18 protein-coding genes are annotated in these 24793 nt (G+C 57.4%); 8 read left to right on the top strand and 10 right to left on the bottom strand.

Annotation, left to right across the window (positions count from 1 at the left end; translation table 11 throughout):
* Window positions 1–10: 10 nt before the first annotated feature.
* From ACZ5RI_RS05750 to ACZ5RI_RS05725, 6 genes are all read right to left on the bottom strand, one after another.
* On the bottom strand, window positions 11–1606 hold the full coding sequence (locus ACZ5RI_RS05750) for an asparaginase domain-containing protein (RefSeq protein WP_464515160.1): 1596 nt from the start codon (window positions 1604–1606) through the stop codon (window positions 11–13).
* A 95-nt stretch (window positions 1607–1701) separates the two neighbouring features.
* Window positions 1702–3231 (bottom strand): hypothetical protein, encoded by a 1530-nt coding sequence (locus tag ACZ5RI_RS05745; RefSeq protein WP_464515159.1) that lies wholly within the window; start codon window positions 3229–3231, stop codon window positions 1702–1704.
* On the bottom strand, window positions 3228–3974 hold the full coding sequence (locus ACZ5RI_RS05740) for an ABC transporter ATP-binding protein (RefSeq protein ID WP_464515556.1): 747 nt from the start codon (window positions 3972–3974) through the stop codon (window positions 3228–3230). The genes ACZ5RI_RS05745 and ACZ5RI_RS05740 overlap by 4 nt, the downstream gene beginning before the upstream one ends.
* A 91-nt stretch (window positions 3975–4065) precedes the next feature.
* A complete protein-coding gene (gene ald / locus ACZ5RI_RS05735; protein WP_464515158.1) occupies window positions 4066–5184 on the bottom strand; it encodes an alanine dehydrogenase in 1119 nt (372 codons plus the stop codon).
* 172 nt (window positions 5185–5356) lie between these two features.
* A complete protein-coding gene (locus ACZ5RI_RS05730; protein WP_464515157.1) occupies window positions 5357–6127 on the bottom strand; it encodes a hypothetical protein in 771 nt (256 codons plus the stop codon).
* Window positions 6128–6303: 176 nt separating this feature from the next.
* Complete coding sequence (locus ACZ5RI_RS05725) at window positions 6304–6954, bottom strand: hypothetical protein (RefSeq protein ID WP_464515156.1); 651 nt, start codon at window positions 6952–6954, stop codon at window positions 6304–6306.
* Between the two features lie 426 nt (window positions 6955–7380).
* Between ACZ5RI_RS05725 and ACZ5RI_RS05720 the strand changes: the two genes are divergently transcribed.
* The 8 genes from ACZ5RI_RS05720 (at window position 7381) to ACZ5RI_RS05685 (ending at window position 20627) form a co-directional block, all read left to right on the top strand.
* Complete coding sequence (locus ACZ5RI_RS05720; RefSeq protein ID WP_464515155.1) at window positions 7381–8772, top strand: sensor histidine kinase; 1392 nt, start codon at window positions 7381–7383, stop codon at window positions 8770–8772.
* A gap of 105 nt (window positions 8773–8877) precedes the next feature.
* Window positions 8878–10278: a sensor histidine kinase gene (locus ACZ5RI_RS05715; protein WP_464515154.1), complete on the top strand. Its 1401-nt coding sequence runs from the start codon at window positions 8878–8880 to the stop codon at window positions 10276–10278.
* Between the two features lie 208 nt (window positions 10279–10486).
* Window positions 10487–11803, top strand: coding sequence for a sensor histidine kinase (locus ACZ5RI_RS05710; RefSeq protein WP_464515153.1), 1317 nt, complete (start codon window positions 10487–10489; stop codon window positions 11801–11803).
* A gap of 72 nt (window positions 11804–11875) precedes the next feature.
* Window positions 11876–13303: a sensor histidine kinase gene (locus ACZ5RI_RS05705; RefSeq protein WP_464515152.1), complete on the top strand. Its 1428-nt coding sequence runs from the start codon at window positions 11876–11878 to the stop codon at window positions 13301–13303.
* Between the two features lie 135 nt (window positions 13304–13438).
* Window positions 13439–13735, top strand: a complete 297-nt coding sequence (groES, locus tag ACZ5RI_RS05700) for a co-chaperone GroES (protein WP_464515151.1) — start codon at window positions 13439–13441, stop codon at window positions 13733–13735.
* An 85-nt stretch (window positions 13736–13820) separates the two neighbouring features.
* Window positions 13821–15464: a chaperonin GroEL gene (gene groL, locus ACZ5RI_RS05695; RefSeq protein WP_464515149.1), complete on the top strand. Its 1644-nt coding sequence runs from the start codon at window positions 13821–13823 to the stop codon at window positions 15462–15464.
* Window positions 15465–15822: 358 nt separating this feature from the next.
* The gene (locus ACZ5RI_RS05690) at window positions 15823–18864 is read left to right on the top strand and encodes an autotransporter outer membrane beta-barrel domain-containing protein (protein ID WP_464515147.1); all 3042 of its coding nucleotides are present in this window, start codon (window positions 15823–15825) and stop codon (window positions 18862–18864) included.
* A gap of 533 nt (window positions 18865–19397) precedes the next feature.
* Window positions 19398–20627, top strand: coding sequence for a class I SAM-dependent methyltransferase (locus ACZ5RI_RS05685; protein WP_464515144.1), 1230 nt, complete (start codon window positions 19398–19400; stop codon window positions 20625–20627).
* A 31-nt stretch (window positions 20628–20658) separates the two neighbouring features.
* Here ACZ5RI_RS05685 and ACZ5RI_RS05680 read toward each other — a convergent pair whose 3' ends face one another.
* The 4 genes from ACZ5RI_RS05680 to ACZ5RI_RS05665 form a co-directional block, all read right to left on the bottom strand.
* Window positions 20659–21156 carry a hypothetical protein gene (locus tag ACZ5RI_RS05680; protein WP_464515143.1) on the bottom strand — a complete coding sequence of 166 codons (498 nt, stop codon included), beginning with the start codon at window positions 21154–21156 and terminating at the stop codon, window positions 20659–20661.
* Window positions 21157–21358: 202 nt separating this feature from the next.
* The gene (locus ACZ5RI_RS05675) at window positions 21359–21853 is read right to left on the bottom strand and encodes a hypothetical protein (RefSeq protein ID WP_464515142.1); all 495 of its coding nucleotides are present in this window, start codon (window positions 21851–21853) and stop codon (window positions 21359–21361) included.
* Window positions 21854–22060: 207 nt separating this feature from the next.
* Entirely contained in the window at window positions 22061–22882 is an 822-nt protein-coding gene (locus ACZ5RI_RS05670; protein WP_464515141.1) for a hypothetical protein, read from the bottom strand.
* Window positions 22851–24473, bottom strand: a complete 1623-nt coding sequence (locus ACZ5RI_RS05665; protein ID WP_464515140.1) for a glycosyltransferase — start codon at window positions 24471–24473, stop codon at window positions 22851–22853. The genes ACZ5RI_RS05670 and ACZ5RI_RS05665 overlap by 32 nt, the downstream gene beginning before the upstream one ends.
* Between the last annotated feature and the right edge of the window lie 320 nt (window positions 24474–24793).

The following is a 24793-nucleotide window of genomic DNA, read 5'->3' as shown; positions in this document are numbered from 1 at the left end:
ATAACTGTCGTTATTTCGACCCAAACAACCGTTTTTCCAGCCTGCCATGCGCATAGTCATACACGTCGAGCGACAGTCCGCCCGTCACCGAGCCGGACAGCAGCAGCGCCGAAGCCGCCCCGCTCGGTACCGTGGTCCCGGTTGCCCACAACGCGGTGTTGTTATCATCATAGAGCACCAGATTGCCGTCATTCTGCATGATCAGGCGACCGGGTTTGCCCGCGTTGATATTGTCGAACGGCGACCATAGCACATCCCCACCGGCACAGATCAGTTGCGGCCCGCGTTTGGGGTCGTTGAACAGACTGGCGCTGCCATCCAGTGCGCGGATCGACTGGCCCGGCAGCAGCACGTCGTTGTGACGGCTGTCGAGACGGCTGACCGACTGCATCTCGCCGCAAAGGTTGGTTTGCAACAGCCGTTTGACATCGGCCAGCATCCAGCCGTGGTGGGCGGCGGCGGCCAGTAGCAGGATAGTCTTGGCAAAGCCCGCCATCGGCGTCATGTCGGCAGCATTAAGCGCACCAATCTTCGGCAGCCACGCCCCGGCGGCATAGGCGGATTCATCCACCGTCCCGGCAAAGACCTGCGTACAGTTCAGAATAATCAGCCCGGCGTCAGCCCCCGCTTTCAGCGCGCGGCAGATACCGCCCTTTTGCGGCGCATCGGGATTGCCGGACGGAAAATTCCCCTCGCCATAGGATTCCAGCACCAGACCTTTAAGCCCTTTGGCCATGCAGGCGGTCAACAGATCGGCGATCAGCGCCGAGCCATCCGCCGCGCTGTAGCGGGCCGGAAACGCGCCAAACTGCATCACCGGATGGGTGTCGATCCCCGCACGAATCGCGGCCAGCTGCGCCTGGGCTTTGGCCAGTGCCGCCGGATTATCCAGACTGACGGTTTTATCGACCGGGCCGGGCAACAGATATTGCGGGGCCAGTTCCAGCTCGATACCGCACTTTGCCAGCGGCGGATAATTGGGGCTATCAAACGCGCGGAACTGGCTGGCATTGATTTTCAGCACCCGGCTGCCGCGAAACAACAGAGAGTCGAAATAGACCCCGACCTCGGGCAACCCGAGCCGCGCGCAGGCGATGGCGCCACAGAAATTCTGATAGGCATCGGTGTTGAATTTCAGCTGCAGCCCGGCCCCTTCCGTACCCTGATAATACATCGGCACCTGCGAGCCGGTAATGATGACCGGTTTGGACAGCACCGCCGCCCCGAAACCATTTTGATCGACGACATTGAGCAGAAACGGCAATCCTGCCCCGGAAAAATCCATCGTGTCGGTGCCGTGCAGAATAACGAAACCATCAAATTCGGCATAGTGATCGAGGATGTAGCCCGCCATCACACACCAGTCGGACGGCTGCAGATTGGTGCTGTCGAGTGTGCCGGACGCGCTTTGCGAAAAGCGCAGCGACGGCGCATAGTGGATCGTCGTGTGCGGAAAAGCCGTCTGTAAAATCGGGTTGAGAATGCGCTGTGACGTCTCGGCAAAATCCTGCGCCGTCATCGGGGCCAGCGGATTGCCGACACAGGAAATCGTCCCGCCTGTGTTGATGACACAGATGTTAAGCTGATTGTCCGTAGACTGTCGCATCGGGGTGGCCCCTTGTTTGCCGAAAACCGTTTTCCTGCGGTAGCACGATGCGCCCGAAAAAGAAAAGAGACGGTTACGATGCCTAGGAGCAGGACCTAAACATCCTGACGGCGGAAATAATAAAACCCGCCCAGCATTGCCACCGGCACCAGCACCGCCGGTACACACCAGAACGAGCGCAGCGCCAGCAGTATCACCACAGCCGTGCAGGCAACCCCGAAAAAGAACTGGCCCAGCGTCACCACGACATCCCCTTGCCCGCGGCGCAGAAAATTGCGACGCGGCTGCGGACGTTCAAACCACAGATTGACGTAGCCAACCGAAACAATGCCAAGATAACAGCCAGCAACCGCCACAAGGCCAGACCACGGCGCATAGAACAGCAATCCGGCCAGTGGCAGAATAAAGATGACAAAAACCATCGTCAGCACGGCATCAAGCTTTGCCTTGCGCAAGGTATCACCACTGACCGGCGCAGCCGCCAGCAAATCCGGCGCATCCTCGGCTGAAATGGCAATCCACGCCAGTTCACTGGCCAGTTGAATGGCGAACAGTACCAGCCCCCCGGCCAGCATCGCGCCAAGGGCTGCGCTGGCTGAGCCAGAAACCGCACCCGTCTTTAACACCGCCTGCAACACCACAAAAGACATCGGGATCAGGTAGAGGATCTGCATCAGCACCTGTGACAACAGTGTCGGATCGCGCCGGATCAGCATCCATTCCTTATGCAACAGGCTGCGACGCAATGTGTTGCCAAACCGGACCGCGCCCACCCGCCGTGCCGGGCGACCATCTGTAACAGAAGCCGCTGCCACCAGCACAGAAAACCGACGGCCAAAAATCCGGGTCGAAAACCAGAACAGCCCGATCGCCAGCAGCAACGCCATCAGGTTGATCAGCACATCGCCGTACACCGCCCGTAACGGAATGGCCCACCAGACACCGGGCGTAAAGCTGGCAGTACTTTGCGCGATAAAATGGGCCAGCCAGTGTCTGGCCGAGGGTAGTTGTCCGGTCAGCTGCGAGAACAAAAAAACTGCCGCCCCGATGACCGCCGACAATACCATACCAACCGTTTTGGTTCGCCGCACCCCGATCAGGGAAAACAAGGCCATCGCCAGCCACAGGCCGAGTGCCGTTCCCGCCAGACCCAGCGCCAGAAGGAACAGCAGTGACAACAACATTTGCGGCGCAACCAGCACCGCAAACGGTACCACAAAGGGAATGGCCACGAGCAGATAAAGTGCACTGACCGACATCGCCAGTCCGACCCCACGCACAAACAAAATGCGCTGTGGCGACACAGGTGAAGCCAGCAACAGATCGTAATCACCACGTTCAAAAAACAGCCGCACCACCATGGCCAGGGCCTGCGCCAGCTGGATGGAGGTCAGAAACAGCAACCCCATCAGAATGGTCAGCGCCATCGGCGCGTTGAGCACCAGATCCGCCTTGCTTGTACTGTTGGCCAGCGTCCAGCCGGATACCGACAGCAGAACAATCATCAGCAGCAACGCAACAGGCGCCGACCAGCGTCTTTTGCCAGAAAAATAGCTGCGCAGGTTCAGCCGCATTTCATGTGCCAGCAGCCACGGGATGGAACCGGGCGGAAACCAGCCCGTCATGATGCCACCACAAGCGGGGCATCAGATGTCAGGTTCAGGAAGACATCCTCCAGCGTTCCCTGCTGCCCGGAAACCGCACGTAATTGTTCCAGCGTGCCTTCTGCCAGCAGACGACCATGATGAATGATGCCGATTTTCTCAGCCAGCCGCTCGGCCACCTCCAGAATATGGGTGGTCAGAATAACGGTGACGCCAGCGCGAACCTTTTCAGCCAGCAGGGCCTTGACCTGATGGGCGGCCGCCGCATCAAGCCCGGTCAGTGGTTCATCGAGAATAAGCAGTTTTGGCGCGTGGATCAGCGCCCCGGCCAGCACGGCTTTCTGTTTCATGCCGCGGGAAAATCCTTCGCAGCGCTGATGGCGCACATCCCACAGGCCCAGCAGATGCAGCAGTTCCTCGGCACGGGATTCCGCGGTCCGGCGATCCACCTGCCACAGCCCGGCAACGAAGGACAGATATTCCAGCGCCGATAATTTGTCGTAAAGCTGCGGCTCGTCCGGCACCAGCGCAATCTGGCGTTTGGCGGCAACCGGATCGGCCAGCGCGTCGATGCCCAGCACCGAAACCGAACCAGAATCCGGCATCAGAAGCCCCGACACCATGCGCAGCGTGGTGGTCTTGCCCGCCCCGTTGGGCCCGAGCAGCGCGTAAAACGTGCCCGCTTCAATGCGCAGGTTCAGATGTGATACCGCTGGCGTCGAAAAACTTTTGCATAAATCAAAAATCACCAATGCGTCGGTCATCATGCCACCGGCAAGGCCAAAAGAAATACGATCATGATTTCCCCCATATCGAGAAAACATGCCGCGTCTCCGTTGGGACTGCAAGGGTCGGCTATGACTTCAGCACGCTTTCAGCCGGGGTGTAAGGCATACCAATTGCCGCAGCCACGGCGCGGTGGGTCACCGTGCCATGCCAGATATTGAGCCCGCCCCGCAAATGGGCGTTATCGTTCAGCGCCTGCACGACGCCCTTTTCCGCCAGCGCCACAACAAAGGGCAGCGTGGCATTGCCCAGTGCAAAGGTCGACGTGCGCGCCACCGCGCCGGGCATATTGGCAACGCAGTAATGCACCACATCATGCACAATATAGGTTGGATCGGCATGGGTGGTGGCATGCGTGGTCTCGGCACAGCCGCCCTGATCGACGGCCACATCAACAATCACCGCGCCCTTTTTCATCTTCCACACCATCTCCTCGGTGATCAGCTTAGGGGCTTTGGCGCCCGGCACCAGCACACCGCCGATGACCAGATCGGCATCAAGCACGGCATCTTCGACCGCTTGCAGGGTTGAATGCAACGTCACGATGCGACCACCAAACTGCGCATCCACCTCGGCCAACCGGTGCAGATTGATGTCGAGCAACGTCACCTGTGCCCCCAACCCAACAGCCATGCGCGCCGCGTTCACACCAACCACACCACCGCCCAGAATGGTCACCCGTGCCGGGGCCACACCGGGCACACCGCCCAGTAATATACCGCAGCCGCCACTGGCGATCTCCAGTGCATGTGCCCCGGCCTGGATCGACATACGGCCCGCCACTTCGCTCATTGGGGCCAGCAGCGGCAACCCGCCGAATGGATCGGTAACCGTCTCGTATGCGATGCATACCGCATCACTGGCCAGCAAGCCCCGGGCCTGTTTCGCATCGGGGGCCAGATGCAGATAGGTGAACAGAATTTGCCCGGACCGCAGCCGGGCGATTTCCGCCGCCTGCGGTTCTTTGACTTTGACGATCAGATCAGCCACGGCAAACAACTCGTCTGCGCCCTGCACCACCAGAGCCCCGGCCGCACGATAGGCATCATCGCTTAAGCCAATGGCTTCACCGGCATTACTCTCGATCATCACGGTATGACCGCGCGATGTCAGCTCGCGTACCGCCGCCGGGATCAGGCCAACGCGATATTCATGGTTTTTGATTTCTTTGGGGGAACCGATACGCATGACAGACCGCCTTATCTTCGGAACTCTGAGAGGCGAGGTTAACAGAAGATCGCCGCCCCGGCCATTCGCAGCCCACGCATAGCAGCCCCCATTCAATAAGAAGGTAAAGAAAAAGCCCGCAATCACTTGCGGGCTTTTGCCTGGTTTCAAATCGCTACGAATTGAGCGGCTATTACGGCCGGTTATGATCCGGGCGATCGCCACCCTTATCACCACCCTTTTTGTCACCGCCTTTATCGCCGCCCTTCTTATCGCCGCCCTTATCGGCATGGCCCTTATCGCCACCCTTGTCGGCATGCGCGTCGCCATGGCCCTTATCACCGCCCTTGTCAGCATGTGCGTCACCATGCATATCGGGGCCATGCTTGTCTGAACCACGCATATCGTTCCCGCGCATATCGGGACCACGCATATCGTGCCCATGCATGTCTGGACCACCATGATCCGGACCATGACGATCAGGGCCAAAACGATCAGGGCCGTGATTATCCGGGCCGAAATGCGGACCTACAGGCATGTGATGGTCACGGCCCCAGCGTGCCCGCCAGTCATCGCGCATATGGAAGCCATGCTTGTCGTAATATTCAAAGCCGAGCGCCGGACCAAAGCGGTCATCGCAGGCCCAGCCGGGACGCGGACCACGCCATTCGTCATGGCGCCACTTGCCACGAACCCAGAACTGCGTGCCGCCCGGTCCACGACGGTAATAGACCGGACCGCGATACCAGTCGCCATGATAAAAGACCGGGCAATAATAGACCGGCATATCCCAGAAGGCATCCGGGCAACCGACCGTATCGCAATACCCGCCGGATGACAGCGAGAAATTGACACCCCCAGGGCCGACGCCGATGGCAAAATTTCCCGCGCTGGCCGGCGTTGCAAACAGTGCGGCAGCGCCCAAAGCCGCCGCGGCCATTGTCATTCTCACCAAGCTTTTCATGCTTATTCCTTTGCTTCTTGAATGAATATCTCCAGGCGAAACCCGTCGCATATTCATCACCGTGCAACTGTCACCGCATGTAACAGTCATCGGATCTTCCAAAATCAGGCAGATGACCAAAAGGTGCTATCACTGTAGCGGTAAACCGGTCATTCACCAAAACATTAGCATTTGCGTTAGGGCCGCCCGCCACGCGAACCATCACGGTCGCCATGGCCACCATCACGACCACCGTCATGGCCATCACCGCGACCACCATCGCCCCGGCCACCATCACGGGGCCCATCATCATGTCGGCCATTCCAGCCATCGCGCGGGCCGTCTCGGGGGCCACCCCGATCCTGCCAACCGCGATCACGCCAACCACGATCACCATGGTCATGCCAACCGGGACCGCGCCAGCCAGGGCCGTGCCACGGGCCCCAGCCACCCCAGCCCACATCCGGGCCATGCCAGCCACGATCACTCCAGCGGATGGAAGGCGGGGGACCACCGCGCCAGCCATCGGCATGCCAGTCACCATTGAGCCAGTATAACCGCATGCCATGATCCCAGCGGTAATAGATCGGTCCGCGGTACCACGTGCCACCCCAGTAGATGGAGCCGAAATAGACCGGATATTCGCAGTAGTCCGGCGGCAGCCCCCAGGGCGGTGGCGCATCATAATAATCGTAATAGTCACACGGATCCGAGAACGGCACGTAACCAGGGCCGCCCCAGCCGAAGGAAACACCCCAATGCACACCAGCGTCTGCCGGCACGGTGGACAGAGCCGCAGCACTAACCGTCAGCATTGCTCCGAAGAGCCATTTGGCAGCGCGTTTCATGGCCTAATCCTCTTTCACCTCGAACGTTACTCGGGAACCTGAACACTGAACTTTAGCGTTGGGGCCAATCTGCGCTGTGGTGGCTGAACCGTTTATGAATAGGCTTTTCAATTAGCTGTCAGCATAGCAATTTGCCGATACCAATATAAACCATAACGTGCTAAGTACGATCCATCTACCTTAGTGGGGTATTGATGCGCCATATACGGCCCATGCAGCACAGTATTCGCATAGCATCCGCCTTATGTTTCCATTTGGCACATCAAAGCCATGGGACTTTGTACGTACTGGCGGGGGCACGCCGGGGCCAATGCACAGCGGTGCCCCCAGCCACAATGAGACGATTGCCCCGATAGCATGCACGGCAGACCGACAGCAGAACCAGGCCGCACGGACAAGAGGAACACGGTACCCCGAATGCGTTTAGTGCCGAAGCTTCCCGTGTTTGCCTATCTGGCCCGCCAGTTGCAGCCAAAAGATCTGCTGCATGCGCGCTTACGCATCGATTTAATTCTGCACACGCGCGGACTGCGCTTTCCGGTGGCCTTTGCCATTATGGGGGTCTTTTTCGGCACACTGGCCTGCATCTGGATCGACACGCTGGCCGCGGGCTTATGGACGCTGGCGATCTTTGTGTTGCCTCTGGTCAGTCTGCGGTTACGGCAGCGTATTTTGTCGACACCGTACGCCCCGACCCAGGCGGGCGAATTATGGCTCAAAGTCTTGCTGCTGGTGCTGCCACTCCAGATTCTATGGATCGGCTACGTGCCGATGTGCTGGGTGCCAGGCAATGCCAGCAACAACGCGCTGCTGCTGGCCTATCTGATGACCGTCATCATATCGGTGCTGCAACTTTATGGACCATGCATCTTTCTGTCCCTGCCAGCCATTATCCTGTCCGTTATTGTGGCGCTGACCCACCGGCTGCACACCGGAACATGGCTTGACCCGTTCGTCACAATCATGCTGGTGCTGTTCTGCCTGATGCAGGCCCTGCTGGCGCGCGAACAGTTTCGCACCATTCATGAAGGCTGGTCGCGTCGCCTGATGATCGAGGATATGGCGCACCGTTTGGCATCCGCCCGTGACGAGGCGGAACGCCTGAACAAAATCAAAAGCAGTTTCGTCGCCAATTTAAGCCACGAATTGCGTACCCCCCTCAACGCCGTGATCGGCTTTGCCGATATGATGCGCCAATCGGTATACGGCACGGTGGAGCCGCCCAAATATCGCGAATATGTTGAGGATATTTATTTCAGCGGTCAGCATCTGCTCGAGCTGATCAACGACGTGCTCGATCTGTCCAAGATCGAGGCCGGTAAACGGGATCTGACCGATAGCGAGATTGCCTTAAGCCCGCTGGCCAACAGCACGGCGCTGTTTGTGCACCAACAGGCCAAGGCCGCGCACGTCACCATTGATATCGATGTTCCCGGCGATCTGACCCTGATTGCCGACGAACGCTCGCTGCGGCAGATCCTGATCAACCTTCTGTCCAATGCCGTCAAATTTTCCCCCAGCGGCGACCGCGTATTGTTGTTTGCCAAACTCAATAGCGAAGGCGGCTTGCGCCTGGGCGTCAGTGACCATGGCATCGGCATGGATGCCGCCGGAATCCGTAAAGCCCTTGAACCTTACGGACAGGTTGAAGCCACTGCCACTGGCGGTGTCGCGGGCACCGGGCTGGGGCTACCCATCGCCAAAGCCCTCATCGAAGCCCATGGCGCCAGCTTTCACATCGAAAGTGACGTCGGCGTCGGCACTGCGGTATGGGGCGAATTTCCCCCGGCACGGGTGCCAGCCAAGATCAGCCGCTAGGCATCTGTGGGGGGCGGGACACAGCCATCCGCCTACCCCGCAATAAAGAAATTTTAACGGTTATTTAGATGATTTTCTTTACCATTTGACACGACAATTCGTGCCATGCGCAGAGATCTTATCCCGCAACGATTTCGCATTCTGCTGGGAACGCCGCAAGACGGCGTCGATCATGCGCGCCTGCAGCTGGAAGAGCTCAACAGTTCGGCACTGGCGATCAGACCATTCTATGCACCGCTGTTCGCCCTGTTGCTGGTTCCGATCGCCCTGCGCTGGGCCGACTGGCATTTTGTTGCGCTGTGGTTTGTGTTCGCCACCCTCTATCCGCAGCTGCAACGTATCTGGCGCGAACGTCTGCGCTTAGACTTGAAACGCACCAAGCCGACGCGGCTTTCGCATGTCCTTTCGCTGGCAATCGAAGTGCCGATGAACCTGACCTGGATGCTCTATGTGCCACTGTGCTGGATTCCGGAGCATGCCTCAAACAATGCATTTCTGCTGCTTTATATTATGGGCTGCATGGTCATGTCGGCGCGCATTTATGGCCCCAGCCTGCATCACCTATTAGGGGCCATTGCGGTTTACGTTCCTTTTGTCGCCCTCTACACCGTCAACAGCGGCGATGCCCTGACCGATACGCTTCTGGTGCTGCTGCAGGTCAGCTTTTTTGTCTTGCTGGCCATTCTGGCTTTCCACTATCACCGCACCTTCCGTCAGGCCACGCTGCGCCTGGTAGAGATTGAAAACCAGATGCGTTCGCTTGCCCTGGCGCGTGACGAAGCCGAGGGGGCCAGTACCGCCAAGAGCGCCTTTCTGGCCAGCATGAGCCACGAATTGCGCACCCCGCTGAACGCCATCATCGGTTTTTCCGACATGATCCGTCAGGGCGTCTACGGCCCCGTGCAACCCGGGAAATATGGCGAATATGCTGAAGATATCTATAATAGCGGCCAGCACCTGCTGGCCCTGATCAACGACGTGCTCGATCTGTCCAAAATTGAAGCGGGCAAGCGCGAACTGGTCGATAACGACATCCGCATCGGGGACCTGCTGGAACAGGTCATCGTGCTGATGCGCCCCATGGCGCGCAAAGCTGCGGTTACCATTCGGATGGAGGTGCCGGAATGGCTGATCCTGACCGCCGATGAACGCGCCCTGCGGCAGATATTCTTTAATATGCTGTCGAACGCAGTCAAATTTACCTCCCCCGGCGGGATTATCACTGCCTTTGCCCGGCCAGAACCCTCCGGGGCGTGGAACTTTGGTGTCGCCGATCAGGGCGTCGGCATGGATAAGGCCGGCTTGCGCAAAGCGCTGGAGCCTTATGGTCAGATCCATGAAACCTCGGATAGCAAGACGCAGGGGACCGGACTGGGATTACCCATCGTCAAGGCCCTGATCGAGGCACATGGTGCCGTTTTTCACATTGAAAGCCAGCGCGGTGCCGGGACAACTGTCTGGGGCTGCTTTGAAAAAAATCGCATAAAAGTAGCAAAGCCGGGCTAAATTTTGCGACAATTGGCGACGATAATGCCTCAATCACGCTTTTTTTTACAAACCATCCGCGAAAACGAGTGCTTTTCGCGGTGTACTTTACTATAGAGCGGGCATTCAAACGTATTTGTTGAAAATTTTATCGGTCATGTTCGCTAGCGCTCTCGCCAAGATTCGCCGTCACACTGCTTGCGTCCTGCGCCCGACGCAGGATGCGGATGTGCGTCTGCATTTTGCGCTATTTGACGTTTCGTCCATGGATGTCAAACCCTATACCTCAGCCGGATTTGGCGCGATGGGCGCCCTGATCGCGCTGCAATGGATCCCGTGGCCACTGGCCACACTGTGGTTCCTCGCCGCCGCACTGGTGCCAATAGTGCAATGCCGGTTACGGCGCCGCTGTCAGGCCATACCGCAGACCAAAGCCAATGTTCCGGCGCACCTGCGCCAAAGACTGCTGATGGAATTGCCGCTGCATCTGGTCTGGATGCTGTTTGTTCCGATGTGCTGGGTCCATGGCGACGTTTTCAATAATGCCTTTCTGCTGGTGTTCATGCTGGGCTGCGCCACCTCGTCGGCGCGCCTTTACGGCCCGTGTTATCCGCTATCCTTTGTGGTCATTGCCATTTATCTGCCGATCTTTGCGCTCTATACCCTGACCAATGGCAGCTATATGGGCCTCATCATGCCGGTGATGCAGCTTAGCTATCTCGGCCTGCTCGCCGCGTTGAGCCTGCACCATTATCGCACCTTCCGGAAATCGTTCCTCCGCCAGACCACCATCGAAGCTCTGCTCGAACAGCTCAGCCATACCCGAGACGCCGCAGAACAGGCCAACCGCGCCAAAAGTGCCTTTCTTGCCAGCATGAGCCACGAGTTGCGCACCCCGCTGAACGCCATCATCGGCTTTTCTGATCTGATCCGGCAGGGGGTGTTCGGGCCAGTCCAGCCGGCGAAATACCGCAGCTATGCCGAGGATATTTACAATAGCGGTCAGCATTTGCTGAACCTGATCAATGATGTGCTGGATTTATCGAAAATCGAGGCGGGCAAGCGCGAACTTGACGACAGCATTATCGCCGTTGCCGATCTGGCCCAGGATGCCGCCTTGTTTGTGCGCCTGCAGGCAGAAGATGCTGGTGTCAGGATCGCCTTTGACGTTGATCCCGTGCTGCGCTTACGCGCCGATGAACGCGCCATTCGCCAGATCCTGATCAACTTCCTGTCCAACGCGATCAAATATTCGCCCGACGGCGAAACCGTTACCCTGTTTGCCCGCACCGACAAGGCGGGAATAAACATCGGGGTATCCGACCATGGCATTGGTATGGATGCTGCCGGGATTGAAAAAGCCCTGCAGCCTTATGGCCAGGCCCACCCCAACACCCCGGGCGTGGCACATGGCACCGGCCTAGGCCTGCCCATCGCCAAAGCGCTGGTTGAAGCCCATGATGCCGAATTCCACATTAAAAGTGCCGTCGGGACCGGCACCACGGTATGGGGTAGTTTTCCACCATCCCGTGTGGCAATATTATAGTTGTTACAGAACTGTATCTCTTTTTGACACGCATTGTGGTAAACAAGAACAATTCCACCGTGAGCACGATGTATGTTTTTAGAATGGATTAGCCGACCAATTGCCCGCTTTACGCACCATATTCAGCAATTTTATCGCCCGGCTGATGAGCTGGGGCAGAAATTAAGCCTCGAACAGCTGCATGTCGCAGCGCTGGGCATTCGCAAATTCACCCTTTCACCGATCTTCGGTGCCTTGTGTATGCTGGTTGTGCTGCCCTGGGCGCCCAAGCCCTGGATCTATATCTGGTATGCCGCGATGCTGGTCACGGCGTTAGTGCTGCGTCCGATCCGCGCCCGGATTGCTGCCATCCCACCGGACGCGAGCCACCGCCGCCGGATTTTACTATCCTTGCTGGGGATCGAAATACCGGTCCAGATTCTGTGGGTGTTGTTTGTGCCGCTGTGCTGGGTGGCGGGCAATACAGCCAACAACTGCGTTTTGCTGATTTTCCTGCTCGCCTCGCTTACCGTGGCCGTGCGGCTGTATGGCCCCTGCATCGAGCTTCTGGTGCCGGTACTGGTGCTCTATCTGCCGTTTGTCGTGCTCTACAGCCTGCATACCGGAACCTATATGGATGCCGCGATGCCGGTGCTGCAGCTCGCCTACGCCATCCTGCTGGGGATGTTTGCCTGGCATCATCACCAGATATCGACCGAAACCGCCAGACAGCGCTTTACCATCCAGGCCATGGCGGAAGATCTGGCTCAGGCCCGTGACGAGGCCGTGCGGGCCAATCTGGCCAAAAGCGCCTTTCTCGCCAGTATGAGCCACGAATTGCGCACCCCGATGAACGCGATCATCGGCTTTTCCGATCTGATCCGCAGCAAGGTCTATGGCCCGCTGACCCCGCCGCAATACAGCGACTATGTCGATAATATTCATGTCAGTGGCCAGCACCTGCTGACCCTGATCAACGATGTGCTCGACCTGTCCAAGATTGAAGCCGGGCGGCGCGAGCTGAATGACAGCCGCATTGATGTCAGCCCGCTGCTGCACGATGCCATCTGCTTTGTGCAACCACTGGCCGATCAGTGCGCCATCACCATCGCCATCGAGGCGGAGGAGAATGCGGTGCTGATCGCGGACGAACGCGCCACCCGCCAGATTCTGATTAACCTTCTGTCCAACGCCATCAAATTCTCACCCCAGGGGGCAACGGTGCATCTCTATGCCCGCCCGGCCCCACAGGGCAGGCTGGATCTTGGTGTGGCTGATCAGGGCGTTGGCATGACCGCCGCCGGGATCCAGAAAGCCCTCGAGCCCTATGGCCAGGTTGCCGCCACCACCAAGCAGCAATCAACCCCCAAAGGTAACGGACAGGGCACCGGATTGGGCCTGCCCATTGCCAAGGCGCTGATCGAAGCCCATGACGCCATCTTCCATATAAAGAGTGCGATTGGGGTCGGAACGGAAATCTGGGGCGAATTTCCCGACTTTCGTGTGTCCAAAAATTCGTAAAACCATCATAGAGTGCTCTTGACGCCCCCCGCGGTGGCACCTATATCGCCTTACATAGGTTTAGCACTCTAGGACGTCGAGTGCTGCCAAAAAGGGTTTAACTCTACATATCAATACTTTAGGAGACGAGAAGCCATGAATTTCCGTCCGTTAGGTGACCGTGTGGTTGTCCGCCGGGTCAAGGAAGACACCAAGACCGCTGGTGGCATCATTATTCCGGAAACCGCTCAGGAAAAGCCCCAGCAGGGCGAAGTCATCTCGGTTGGCCCTGGCGCCCTGGATGACAATGGCAAGCGTATCGCCCCGGAAGTGAAGACCGGCGACCGCGTTCTGTTCGGCAAATGGTCGGGCACCGAAGTCAAGATCGATGGTGAGGAGCTCCTGATCATGAAGGAATCCGACATCATGGGCATCCTCGAAGGCAAGAAATAAGTCATGACGGTTCTGCGGGGCATTTCCCCCGTAGACGTTTGAGACTTTTGCCTTTCACCGAAATTCACTTTTGGAGAACACAGCTATGGCTGCTAAGGAAGTCAAATTCGGCGCTGACGCGCGCGAACGCATGCTGCGCGGCGTCAACATTCTGGCCGACGCAGTGCAGGTTACCTTGGGTCCCAAGGGCCGCAACGTCGTGATCGAGAAGAGCTTCGGCGCGCCGCGTACCACCAAGGACGGCGTCTCGGTCGCCAAGGAAGTGGAACTGGCCGATAAGTTCGAGAACATGGGCGCCCAGATGGTGCGTGAAGTGGCCTCGAAGACCAACGACATCGCCGGTGACGGCACCACCACGGCCACCGTGCTGGCCCGCGCCATCGTGCGCGAAGGCAACAAGTCGGTTGCCGCTGGCATGAACCCGATGGATCTGAAGCGCGGTGTTGAGAAGGCGGTTGAAGCCATCGTCGCCGACCTCAAGAAGCGCTCGACCAAGGTCAAGTCGAACGAAGAGATTGCTCAGGTCGGCACCATTTCGGCCAACGGTGATGCCACCGTCGGTAAGATGATTGCTGAAGCCATGGCCAAGGTTGGCAACGAGGGTGTCATCACCGTCGAAGAAGCCAAGAGCCTGGAAACCGAGCTGGAAGTCGTCGAAGGCATGCAGTTCGACCGCGGCTACTCCTCGCCCTATTTCGTCACCAACGCCGACAAGATGGTGGCCGAGCTTGAGGACCCCTATATCCTCATCCACGAGAAGAAGCTGGGCTCGCTCAAGGATCTGTTGCCGATCCTCGAAGCCATTGTTCAGGGCGGCCGTCCGCTCCTCATCATCTCTGAGGACGTTGAAGGCGAAGCGCTGGCCACGCTGGTGGTCAACAAGCTGCGTGGTGGTCTGAAGGTTTGTGCCGTCAAGGCGCCGGGCTTCGGCGATCGCCGCAAGGCCATGCTGGAAGACATCGCCATCGTGACCGGTGGCCAGGTCATCTCTGAAGACCTCGGCATCAAGCTTGAGAATGTCACGCTCGACATGCTCGGCACGGCCAAGAAAGTGTCGATCACCAAAGACGACACCACGATCATCGACGGCGTCGGCACCAAGGCCGACATCCAGGCCCGCGTTGCTCAGATCAAGAAGCAGATCGAAGACACCACTTCGGACTATGACAAAGAGAAGCTGCAGGAACGTCTGGCGAAGCTCGCCGGCGGCGTTGCGGTCATCCGCGTTGGTGGTGCCACCGAAGTCGAAGTGAAAGAGCGCAAGGACCGCGTTGACGATGCCCTGAACGCCACCAAGGCGGCGGTTGAAGAAGGCATCATCCCCGGCGGCGGTACGGCTCTGCTCTATTCGACCAAGGCGCTGGACGGCGTCAAGGGCGACAATGCCGACCAGAACGTTGGTGTTGAGATCGTCAAGAAGGCCGTGCAGGCCCCGATCCGTCAGATCGTCGAGAACGCTGGCGTCGAAGCCTCGATCGTTGTTGGCAAGCTGCTCGAGCAGTCTTCCAACACCTACGGCTTCAACGCTCAGACCGAAGAATATGTCGATATGCTGAAAGTCGGCATCATCGACCCGACCAAGGTCGTGCGCGTTGCCATTCAGAACGCCGCTTCGGTTGCCTCGCTGCTCATCACCACGGAAGCGATGATCGCCGAAGCTCCGAAGAAGGAAGCTGCTGCGCCGGCGATGCCGGGCGGCATGGGCGGCATGGGTGGCATGGACTACTAAGTCCGGCCTTCCAGGCACCTGCCTGAAAATGAAAAGCCCCGGTGGAAACACCGGGGCTTTTTGTTAAGTACCGCAGAGCATCTTTCCACAAATACAGAAGAAATCAGCCCCTCCCCCCTTTTTTACGAAGCTTTGTGCCCGCAATTTAGCATTTGTCATTTTATCTCGCCCCCCAAACTCGCAAATTTATAATGATCGCCCTCAGGCAAGCTGGGACGACCATACCTTGGGGATATAAGACATGCGCACCAATTGGGAGCGTCAGCAGTGCACACGGCTGACCATAGGGACACGTTCCTATAACAGACATCTGAGAACAAGACTGCTGGGTTGCGTGGCAAGCGCCCTGGTAAGTGCGATGCTGGCGATGCCTGCACAGGCCGATCTGTTGACCAGCCTCAGTTCGACCGGCAGCCTGTCGGGCTGGACCACCTATGGCAGCGTGGCAGCGACAAGCTCCGCAGCCACGCTGACACTGGGTAGCACAGCATTCACGCTGACGCCTGCAACCGGCAGTTATATGGCAGTGATCGAACCTTCCGGCACCGCAGTAACGCTGGCCAACATTGACAGCGTTCTGGGTCTGACCAGCGGCACCATTGATACTGTGCTGGCAAACAACGCTGGCGGCGATAATGCAACCAATTTCGCTGTACTGACACAAACGACAACGCTCAGTGCCGGAACCTATACCTTCTACTGGTCGTACGCGGCGCAGGATTACCAGCCTTATAACGACGGCGTACTGTTTTCGATTTCGGGCAATGGTATCAACGATGTCGTGGTGCTGGCCAGCAACGGCACCACCGGAGCGCAAGCCAGCACCGTTGTGGTAGGCAGCTATGGTGCGACCCAATGGGCCGAATACACCATCACCATCACCACGGCAGGCACCTACCAGATCAGCTTCGCCGCCTATAACTGGTACGATGAATCCGTCGATCCCATTCTCTATGTCAGTGCCTATGCCGGGACGGTGACGACGCCGGGCTCCACCTCCAACATCATCAGCACCCCAACCAGCACCAGCAGCCTGAGCAGCTCCACGATGGAATTTGATGGCGGCACCTTAAGTGTCTCCTCCTCCGGCACCGTCAGCAATAATTTCACCCTTGATGCTGTCTCAGGTAATACTATCAATGCGGCGGGAACCACCGCGACCTTCAGCGGTGTCTTATCCGGCAGCGGCGGCATGACCTTCACCGACAGCACCGGCGGCGGCACCATCACCCTGACAGGTGCCAACACCTATCAGGGCACCACGGTGATCAGCGGGGTCACCCTTGAGGCCGGTGCCACCAACACATTATCGGCCTCCTCCGCCGTACTGCTGAGTAATAGCAGTACATCGGAACTAAACCTCAACAGCTACAGCCAGACGATTGCCAGCCTGAACGGCGGTGGCACCAGTGGCGGCACAGTGGCGCTGGGTTCGGCCACACTGACCATCAGCGGTGGCGGAACCTATGCTGGCACGATATCCGGCAGCGGCAGCGTGGACCTGACCGGTGGTACGCTGACCCTGTCCGGCACGAACAGCTACACCGGCACAACCACCATCGCATCTGGTGCCACACTGCAACTGGGTAATGGCACCACCACCGGCACCATCGCCAGCCAGAGCGTGGTCAACAATGGTAATTTCATTATCGATAATGCCGTTGATCTGACCTATAGCGGCAGTATTTCCGGTACGGGAACCGTAACACTGGATGGCAGCGAAACACTGACCCTGACCGGCACGAACAGCTACACCGGCACCACCACCATCGCATCTGGTGCCACACTGCAACTGGGTAATGGCACCACCACCGGCACCATCGCCAGCCAGAGCGTGGTCAACAATGGTAATTTCATTATCGATAATGCCGTTGATCTGACCTATAGCGGCACTATTTCCGGTACGGGAACCGTAACACTGGATGGCAGCGAAACACTGATCCTTAACAGCGTGAACAGCTATACCGGTGGAACCACTATCCAGTCCGGCACGCTGGAAGTCGGCGATGCCAGTCACAGTACGGCAACACTGGCCAGCGGCGTAACCATCGCAGATGGTGCCACGCTGGCTGGTCACGGCACGGTTTCCGGCACGGTCACCAACACATCCGGCGGTACAGTACGCCCCGGAGGGTCCATCGGCACACTGACGGTTGCGGATTATGTTCAGGGCGCTGACAGTACACTGGCCATCGAGATTGACGGTACAAGCGCCTCCAGCCTGAACGTCACCGGGACAGCGACACTGGATGGCACATTAAGCGCCATATTCGATTCAAGCCCAACGACCGCTACCGTCTATAAAGTGCTGACGGCGAACAATATATCCGGCACATTCAGCAGCTTCACCACCAGTGGCACCACGTCCAATATGCTCTATACGGTGCATTACGCGTCATCCGGGACCGAAGTCGACATCGTGGCCATGCCGACAAGTGTCGGCCAGATTTATGGCGCGGTGAATACGGCCAGCATCGATACCGCCCACGCCATCAACACCGTGGCTATGGACCATCTTTCCCAGGATGGCTGCGTCCACAGCAACACCAGCGGCAAAAACAGCCGGAGCCCGGTTTGCGGAATGTGGTCCTTCTGGGCCGAGGGGCTTTACGGCACCGATCATGTTGCGGCAGGTAATGGCGCGCATTCCTTCAACGCCAGAAACTGGGGCGCTATCGGTGGTGCAGATATGCTGCTGGAAAACGGCATCTCACTGCACGGCATACTGGGCTATTACACCGGTGGACTTGGCGTGCATGGCAGCAATGACTGGGCAGACCGCAATGGCGTCTATCTGTCTTTTGGTGCCCATATTCCGGTTGAGACATTCCGCATCGATACCAATCTGTTCTATCTGAATAACGTGAACCACGTGTTCCGGGACAGCGGTGCAGGCAGCACCATCCATGCTCATGCCGATAACAAAACGGCAGGTATGACATTCCAGCTCAGCTACCCGCTGCTGCACGGCGAGGTAACCCCGCTGGCGAAAGTCACCTATGGCTACGTCTTCCAGAATGCGATTACCGAAAGTGGCGAAGAAGCCCTCAACCTTGCCGCAGACAGTCACGGTCGCAAAACCGGGCGCTTTGATCTTGGTGTGCGACTGAACCACGATTTCTCGCTGGGTAGTGATTATGTTCTGCAGCCGCAACTGACCCTTGGCGTGCAGTATGACGCCGATCAGCCGGTCACGAAAACGACTATGCGGCTGATTGGCAGCTCTGACAGTGATTTCACCGCCACCACGCCGGGTGTCGACAAACTGGCCGGGGTGATGCGCTTTGCCCTCAATGCCGCGTTCAGCCCATCCTTCAGCATTCAGGCCGGTGTAGACGGACGCATCAGCGGTAACCAGCAACAGGCTATGATCAGGCTGGGGGGCCGTTATCGTTTCTGAACAGAAACAAAGTGATACAACCGCGAAAACGCCCCGGTGGAAACGCCGGGGCTTTTTTGTTGGCTGGTAGCAGCCCACAGGGTTGGCAGACATGCCCGCCACAAGAGATTGCCCACATCCTGTTCGGTATAGCTACCGCACGCAAGGCGGCGGCGACAGTATTATACAAGGTAAGATGCACCTTTGCGAAAATAAAAACAAAAACAACGGTGCGTTTCAAAGCGTTACAGAACGCCTACTAAGGGTACATTGATCGATATAAGACAACAATCGATGCAAATATTGCACTTCACGCGGTAGTCCAACCAATGATCGTTAAAGACTTCACGACAGCTTGATCTGCTGATGTCTTTTTCTGTCATCAACCACATGCCTGATGGTTGCTTTTGTGTTAAGATGCCCGTGCCGTTGCGGTCGGTCGTGCCAGCGATACGCGGTCCAAGTTTGGGGGGACCAAACGGCAATGTTATGTCGCGCTGGTTCTGCGGCACTTGGAAATGCGCCGCACCCAGCTCCCATGAAAGGAGAGGGCGATGTGGCTCTTGCGTAATTTTTTAAGTCGGTTGATCGTAAATGGCTCGCTTGGCGTTATCGATGCTGGCGGAACCACGTACCGTTTTGGACCCAATGCAGACCATGATGACCGGGAACCCGATGTTATCATTCGCCTGAAAAGCCCTTCGCTCTACTGGAAACTGGCGTTGCACCCAGGGCTTTACCTCGGTGAAGCCTATATGGACGGCACACTGGAGCTGGTGCGTGGCGATATCTGGGCGCTGCTCGATTTATGCGGGCGCAACCTGAACCTGGCCAACAAGACCCGTCGCATCATGCCGCACTGGCTGGTTCAGATCGGTCAGGCCATCACCCAAGCCAATTCGCGCCGCCGGTCCGTGGCCAATGTCGCCCATCACTATGACCTGTCACACGCGCTCTATGCCACCTTCCTCGATACCAAGTGGCAATATTCCTGCGCCTATTTCCCGCGCCCCGGCATCAGCCTGGATGAAGCGCAGGAAGCCAAGCTGCAGCACATCGCCGCCAAGCTGCTGATCAAGCCGCACCAGAAGCTGCTGGATATCGGATGCGGCTGGGGCCGGCTGGCCATGACCATGGCACGCCACTATGGCGCCGATGTCACGGGCATTACGCTGTCAAAAGAACAACTCGCCGATGCCCAGTCGGCCGCCGATGAAGCCAGCATGCGCAATGTGCATTTCTCGCTGACCGACTATCGCGAACTGAAGGGCACCTTCGACCGCATCGTCTCGGTAGGGATGTTCGAACATGTCGGCGCCCCCTATTACGGTGCCTTCTTCGCCAAGATGGCAGACCTTCTGGCCCCGGACGGTGTGGCGCTTCTGCACACCATCGGATCGGCCTCGGGCCCCGGCATCGGTAACGCCTGGATCAGCAAATATATCTTCCCGGGTGGCTACATCCCCTCGCTGTCGGAGATCATGCCGGCGATCGAAAGATCCGGACTGGTGGTTACCGACATCGAAGTGCTGCGACTGCACTATGCCGAAACATTGCGGCTGTGGCGGCAGCGCTTCCTGGACAACTGGGACCAGATCAAAGATCAGTATGATGACCACTTTAAACGCATGTGGGAATTTTATCTGGCTGGCAGCGAAATGGCCTTCCGCCATGGCGGCATCGAAGTATTCCAGATTCAGCTGGCCAAAGACCAGAACGCCGTACCGCTAACGCGGGAATATATCAGCAGTGGTGAGGCCACCGCATTATCTCGCGCGGCGTAGCCCGTTATTGGGTCCGGGGCGTTCTGCCACGTTAGAAATAGAACGCCCCGGATACCATCCAGTGCGCCTTGGTATGGGGTGCCTGTGCCGCAAAGGTCACCACTTCAAAATGTCGACAGTTGCTGCCACTTAAGCCCTGCAGCACATCGAGAACTTCGATGTCTTCGGCCTTGGCCAGCGTCGGAAAATTGCTGCGGTGATAGGCATAGAATTCCGGTGACAACAATTCCGACATCAGACGCCCGGCAGGAAAGTGCAGGCTGAGGCGCATGCGCAGTGTATCGCCCATATGGCGCAGGACATAATCCTGACCATCACCGACAGGTTCCCAAACTGTCAGATTGCCAAACAGTGGTGCGATTTCATTGGATGGAATATCCCGCCCGATCAGCACGCTGTCACCCGGCCGGGTAAGCCAGAATGCCATCAACTTGCGGGCGATTTTGTGACGCGGAAGCCGGATCTGCACGAAAGTCTCTTGCGAACCGCCTTGGTCGAAACGGTCAAGGGTGTGGGCAACGCTTAGCATATCTGACTTCCATTTTTCCTTCCGTTATTGCCGTATGGAAATTACACACCAGCGGCAGATTAACAGATGTTACGGGGGACGATTTTCAAAAACGGATGGGGTTACTTTACACGACAGACGTCAGGGGCCATGGCACATTGACAACGCAGTCATTACAGATCAGGCAATCCATGGCGACAAATCCTCGGCGATATTGCATTGGCTAAAAGTAGAACGTGCCGGCGACAGCCCAGCGTCCTTGCGCATTAGCCGGTAAAACCGGAAACGCAACCACCTCATAGTGCAGGTAATTGCAGCCATTATGGCTTTGCGCGATATCCAGCACTTCCGCGGTATCTTCGTGGGCGAGCTGCATGAAACTGTCGAGTTGATAGGCAAACAAGTCGGGCGACAACAATTCCGACATCAGCTTACCAACAACATAACCGCGATAACGCGCCCGCAGGGTCTCCCCCATATAGCGCATCTGATAATCCCGACCATCCGCCACCGGCTCCCACATAGTTATGTGGCTGAGCAGCGGTGCAATTTTCCGGGAGGGAATATCTCTGCCGACAAGAACACCGTCAGCAGGACGACTATTCCAAAAATCCAACAGTTTTTTGGCAGAAGTATGGCACGGATTGGCCAACGGTATGAATGTCTCTTGTAAATAGCCTGCAGCGATATCATCGGTACGCAAACCGAGACTCAACATAATAAAGGGGTCTCCTACACCAACACCAAGATAATGACAGTATAGTCAGGAGAATTTATCGCCGGCCTAACGTAGCTGATAAAAATGATTGCCATGCGTAAACCATATTGCCCATCATCATCCCGCAGAACCGAAGGCAAATCGGCAAAAATCCTCACCGCATGTTAAACATGACAAACAGTCAGTGGATTTTTGTAAATGCTGACATTACGGTGTCGGCAAATCATACCACAAACCCGCGCTTAAGCCCCGTTCAGCAGCGACATGGCTGCCCGATGGCGACAGAAACGCCCCGACCTGCAGGGTAAGGTTTGGCACAACACGCCAGCCAAGGGACATTTGGGTTTTGTGTAACCGATAAGACGTGTACGGATATTCCCCATATCCGGCACTGACGACCGTAAAGCACTGCCCCATCAACAGCCAGTCTGGCCAAAGCCATATTCCGACCGTTACATCGGCGACAACTTCGTTCGGCCGTGGTGGTGCATTCCAGCGCCAGCCAACTTCAACATCAACAAAACCCTCACGCTGCTGAATATTATAACTGGTACCGTATAACAAACGCAGCTCGGCCTCATGACCGCTGGCGGCATCACTGGCAACCGTCATCGTGAAAGCCGTTTGCCGGGCATAGGACAGCTGCGCTGACAACGGGCCAAATTCATCGCAGAGGCGGACACGCACGCCACTGGAGAACGCATATTCTTTGGCCTGAAGGGTTACACCAGCGCGCTCAACACTGGCCGAAACATATTCCGGGATCGAGAACAGCGTAATCCCGTCACTGAAGCCATATTCATAATCGTCTTTTACAAAAAGCTTATCGAGAATAACGGGGGTATCATCCTTGAAACTATGATTGGCGTGGCTGTAGGTGGCTTCGGCCAGAAGCTGGCCCTGCCCTTCATCAAGTGTCCAGGCCGCGCAATAGGCTGGCTGAAGCATACCGAATGCGACGATCAGGAAACACGAACCCCACAGCCGCAGCCGCATTTCAGATGCCGACACGACATTTGGCAGTACCATGTGGTGTTTTCTCCCACCGGTGCGGGCATACCAGCAATTGCCACAGCGCCCGCCAGGCCGCCACCGAAATCAAGAGCCAATAAAGTATCATGCCAAAACCATAGAGGACCCGCCAGGGGCGGGCACGCCAGCGTTCGGACATAAAAACACTGCCAATCAAACAGCCATTGGTGATGAGCAACCCGCTGCCGGAGCATATTGCCAACAGCTTGGCCAGATCACTTCCCCCCTGCGGCAGAACCTGCAGATGCACCAATACAAATACCAGCCACAGAATAGGATTGAGCAACGCCGAACAGACTGTGCCGCCCAGAAGCGTCAACACCATCGCCGCACCACCAATGCCGGTATGACGCACCAGAGCGACCGGGGCACGCAGATGCACCAGCAGCGTCTGCATATAGCCTTTCAGCCAGCGGGTACGCTGCCGCATCCAGATCGCAACGTGAAGCGGCGCCTCCTCCGCCGTGGTGGAATCGAGCATGGCAACACGATAGCCAAACTGCGCCAGACGCACGCCAAGATCGGCATCCTCAGTGACATTGAAAGGGTCCCAGCCATAGACCTGACGCAGGGCGCCGATGCGAAAGTGATTAGAGGTGCCGCCAAGCGGAATGGGCACCTGCAGGCGCGCCAGCCCCGGCAGTAAAACCGAAAACCAGATATCGTAATCGATTGCAAACAAGGTCGGCAGCAAACCATCACGCGCATTATCGATGATCAGGCGCGCTTGCAGACATGCCGTTTCTGCAGGCAGCGCCCGGAACGCTGCAACCGCTTTACGGAGCTGATCCGTACAGGGACGATCTTCGGCATCGAAAATCACCAGAAATTGCCCACGGGCAAAATGCAGGGCGTAATTGCACGCCTTGGGCTTGGTGCGCGGCAGACTGTAAGGCACCAGTACAGTTTCAAAGGGCCCTTGCTGCGCCGCCCGCTCGGCGGCCAGCCGCGTCGGCCAGTCGTCAGCCTCGACCACCAGTTTGATATCGAGTTTATCGCGCGGATAATCGAGCGCCGACAAGGCCCGCGCCAGAGATGGTATCACCGCAGCTTCAGAAAACAGCGGAATGAGTACGGTATAAACCGGCAGATCCGCATCACACATCCGGGGGGCATCAGACGCTGTATTCCTTCCAGCCCCACGCAAAGCCAGCATCAGGCGCAAACATATGCCGATACAGAAACCGGTAGCAACGGACAGCACCAGACTTCGCAGCAATATTTGCGGCCACCATACCGCGCCCAGCACCAGCAGCAGGAACAAAACGCTGACGACAAGGCTCTGCCCGCGCGTCACGGTCACTTGAGCCGAAAGCCCGGCATTGCGTTGTGCCAGCTGCGATACCGCCGCATCAGTCAACCGGTGGCAAAACCGCATAGACAGCATATGATCGAACTGCGCACGGCTGAATACAAAGAACTGTACCTGCTTGCCACCCCGCCAAAGCTGGCGGACAGAGACGTTGCGTCGCCCCGACACCGCAACCCATAATGCATTACCAATACATCGCCACGGCAGGTAGCAATCCCTCTGATACTGCTCGAACAATCCATCGGTTGAAGCGGCAGGATCCGGCCGCCCCAGCAACCGCCCACGCCCCTTACCAATTCTCAATGTTACGTCACACGTTTTAGACGGATTGATGTGACGCATCCCCCACTGTCGACACACAGGCCCCTCCTAATGCAGCTACATAGGAAGCGCAGCATTGACACCGGTACCCCCCAGCACCGCTGCATCAAAAAAGCACTCTATAGTTGATTTTGACACAGAACACGCCAAACCAGCAACGTACTAAAGGTTGCATGGAATTTTCCCGCGTATCCACCACATACCAACAGACACCAGCGACATGCGGCGGCACGCCCCCATTAATCAGTTGTTAATGTGCACAAATTTGCAGTATA

This window comes from Micropepsis pineolensis (assembly GCF_055392125.1).
This window is presented reverse-complemented; position numbering and strand designations above follow the sequence as displayed.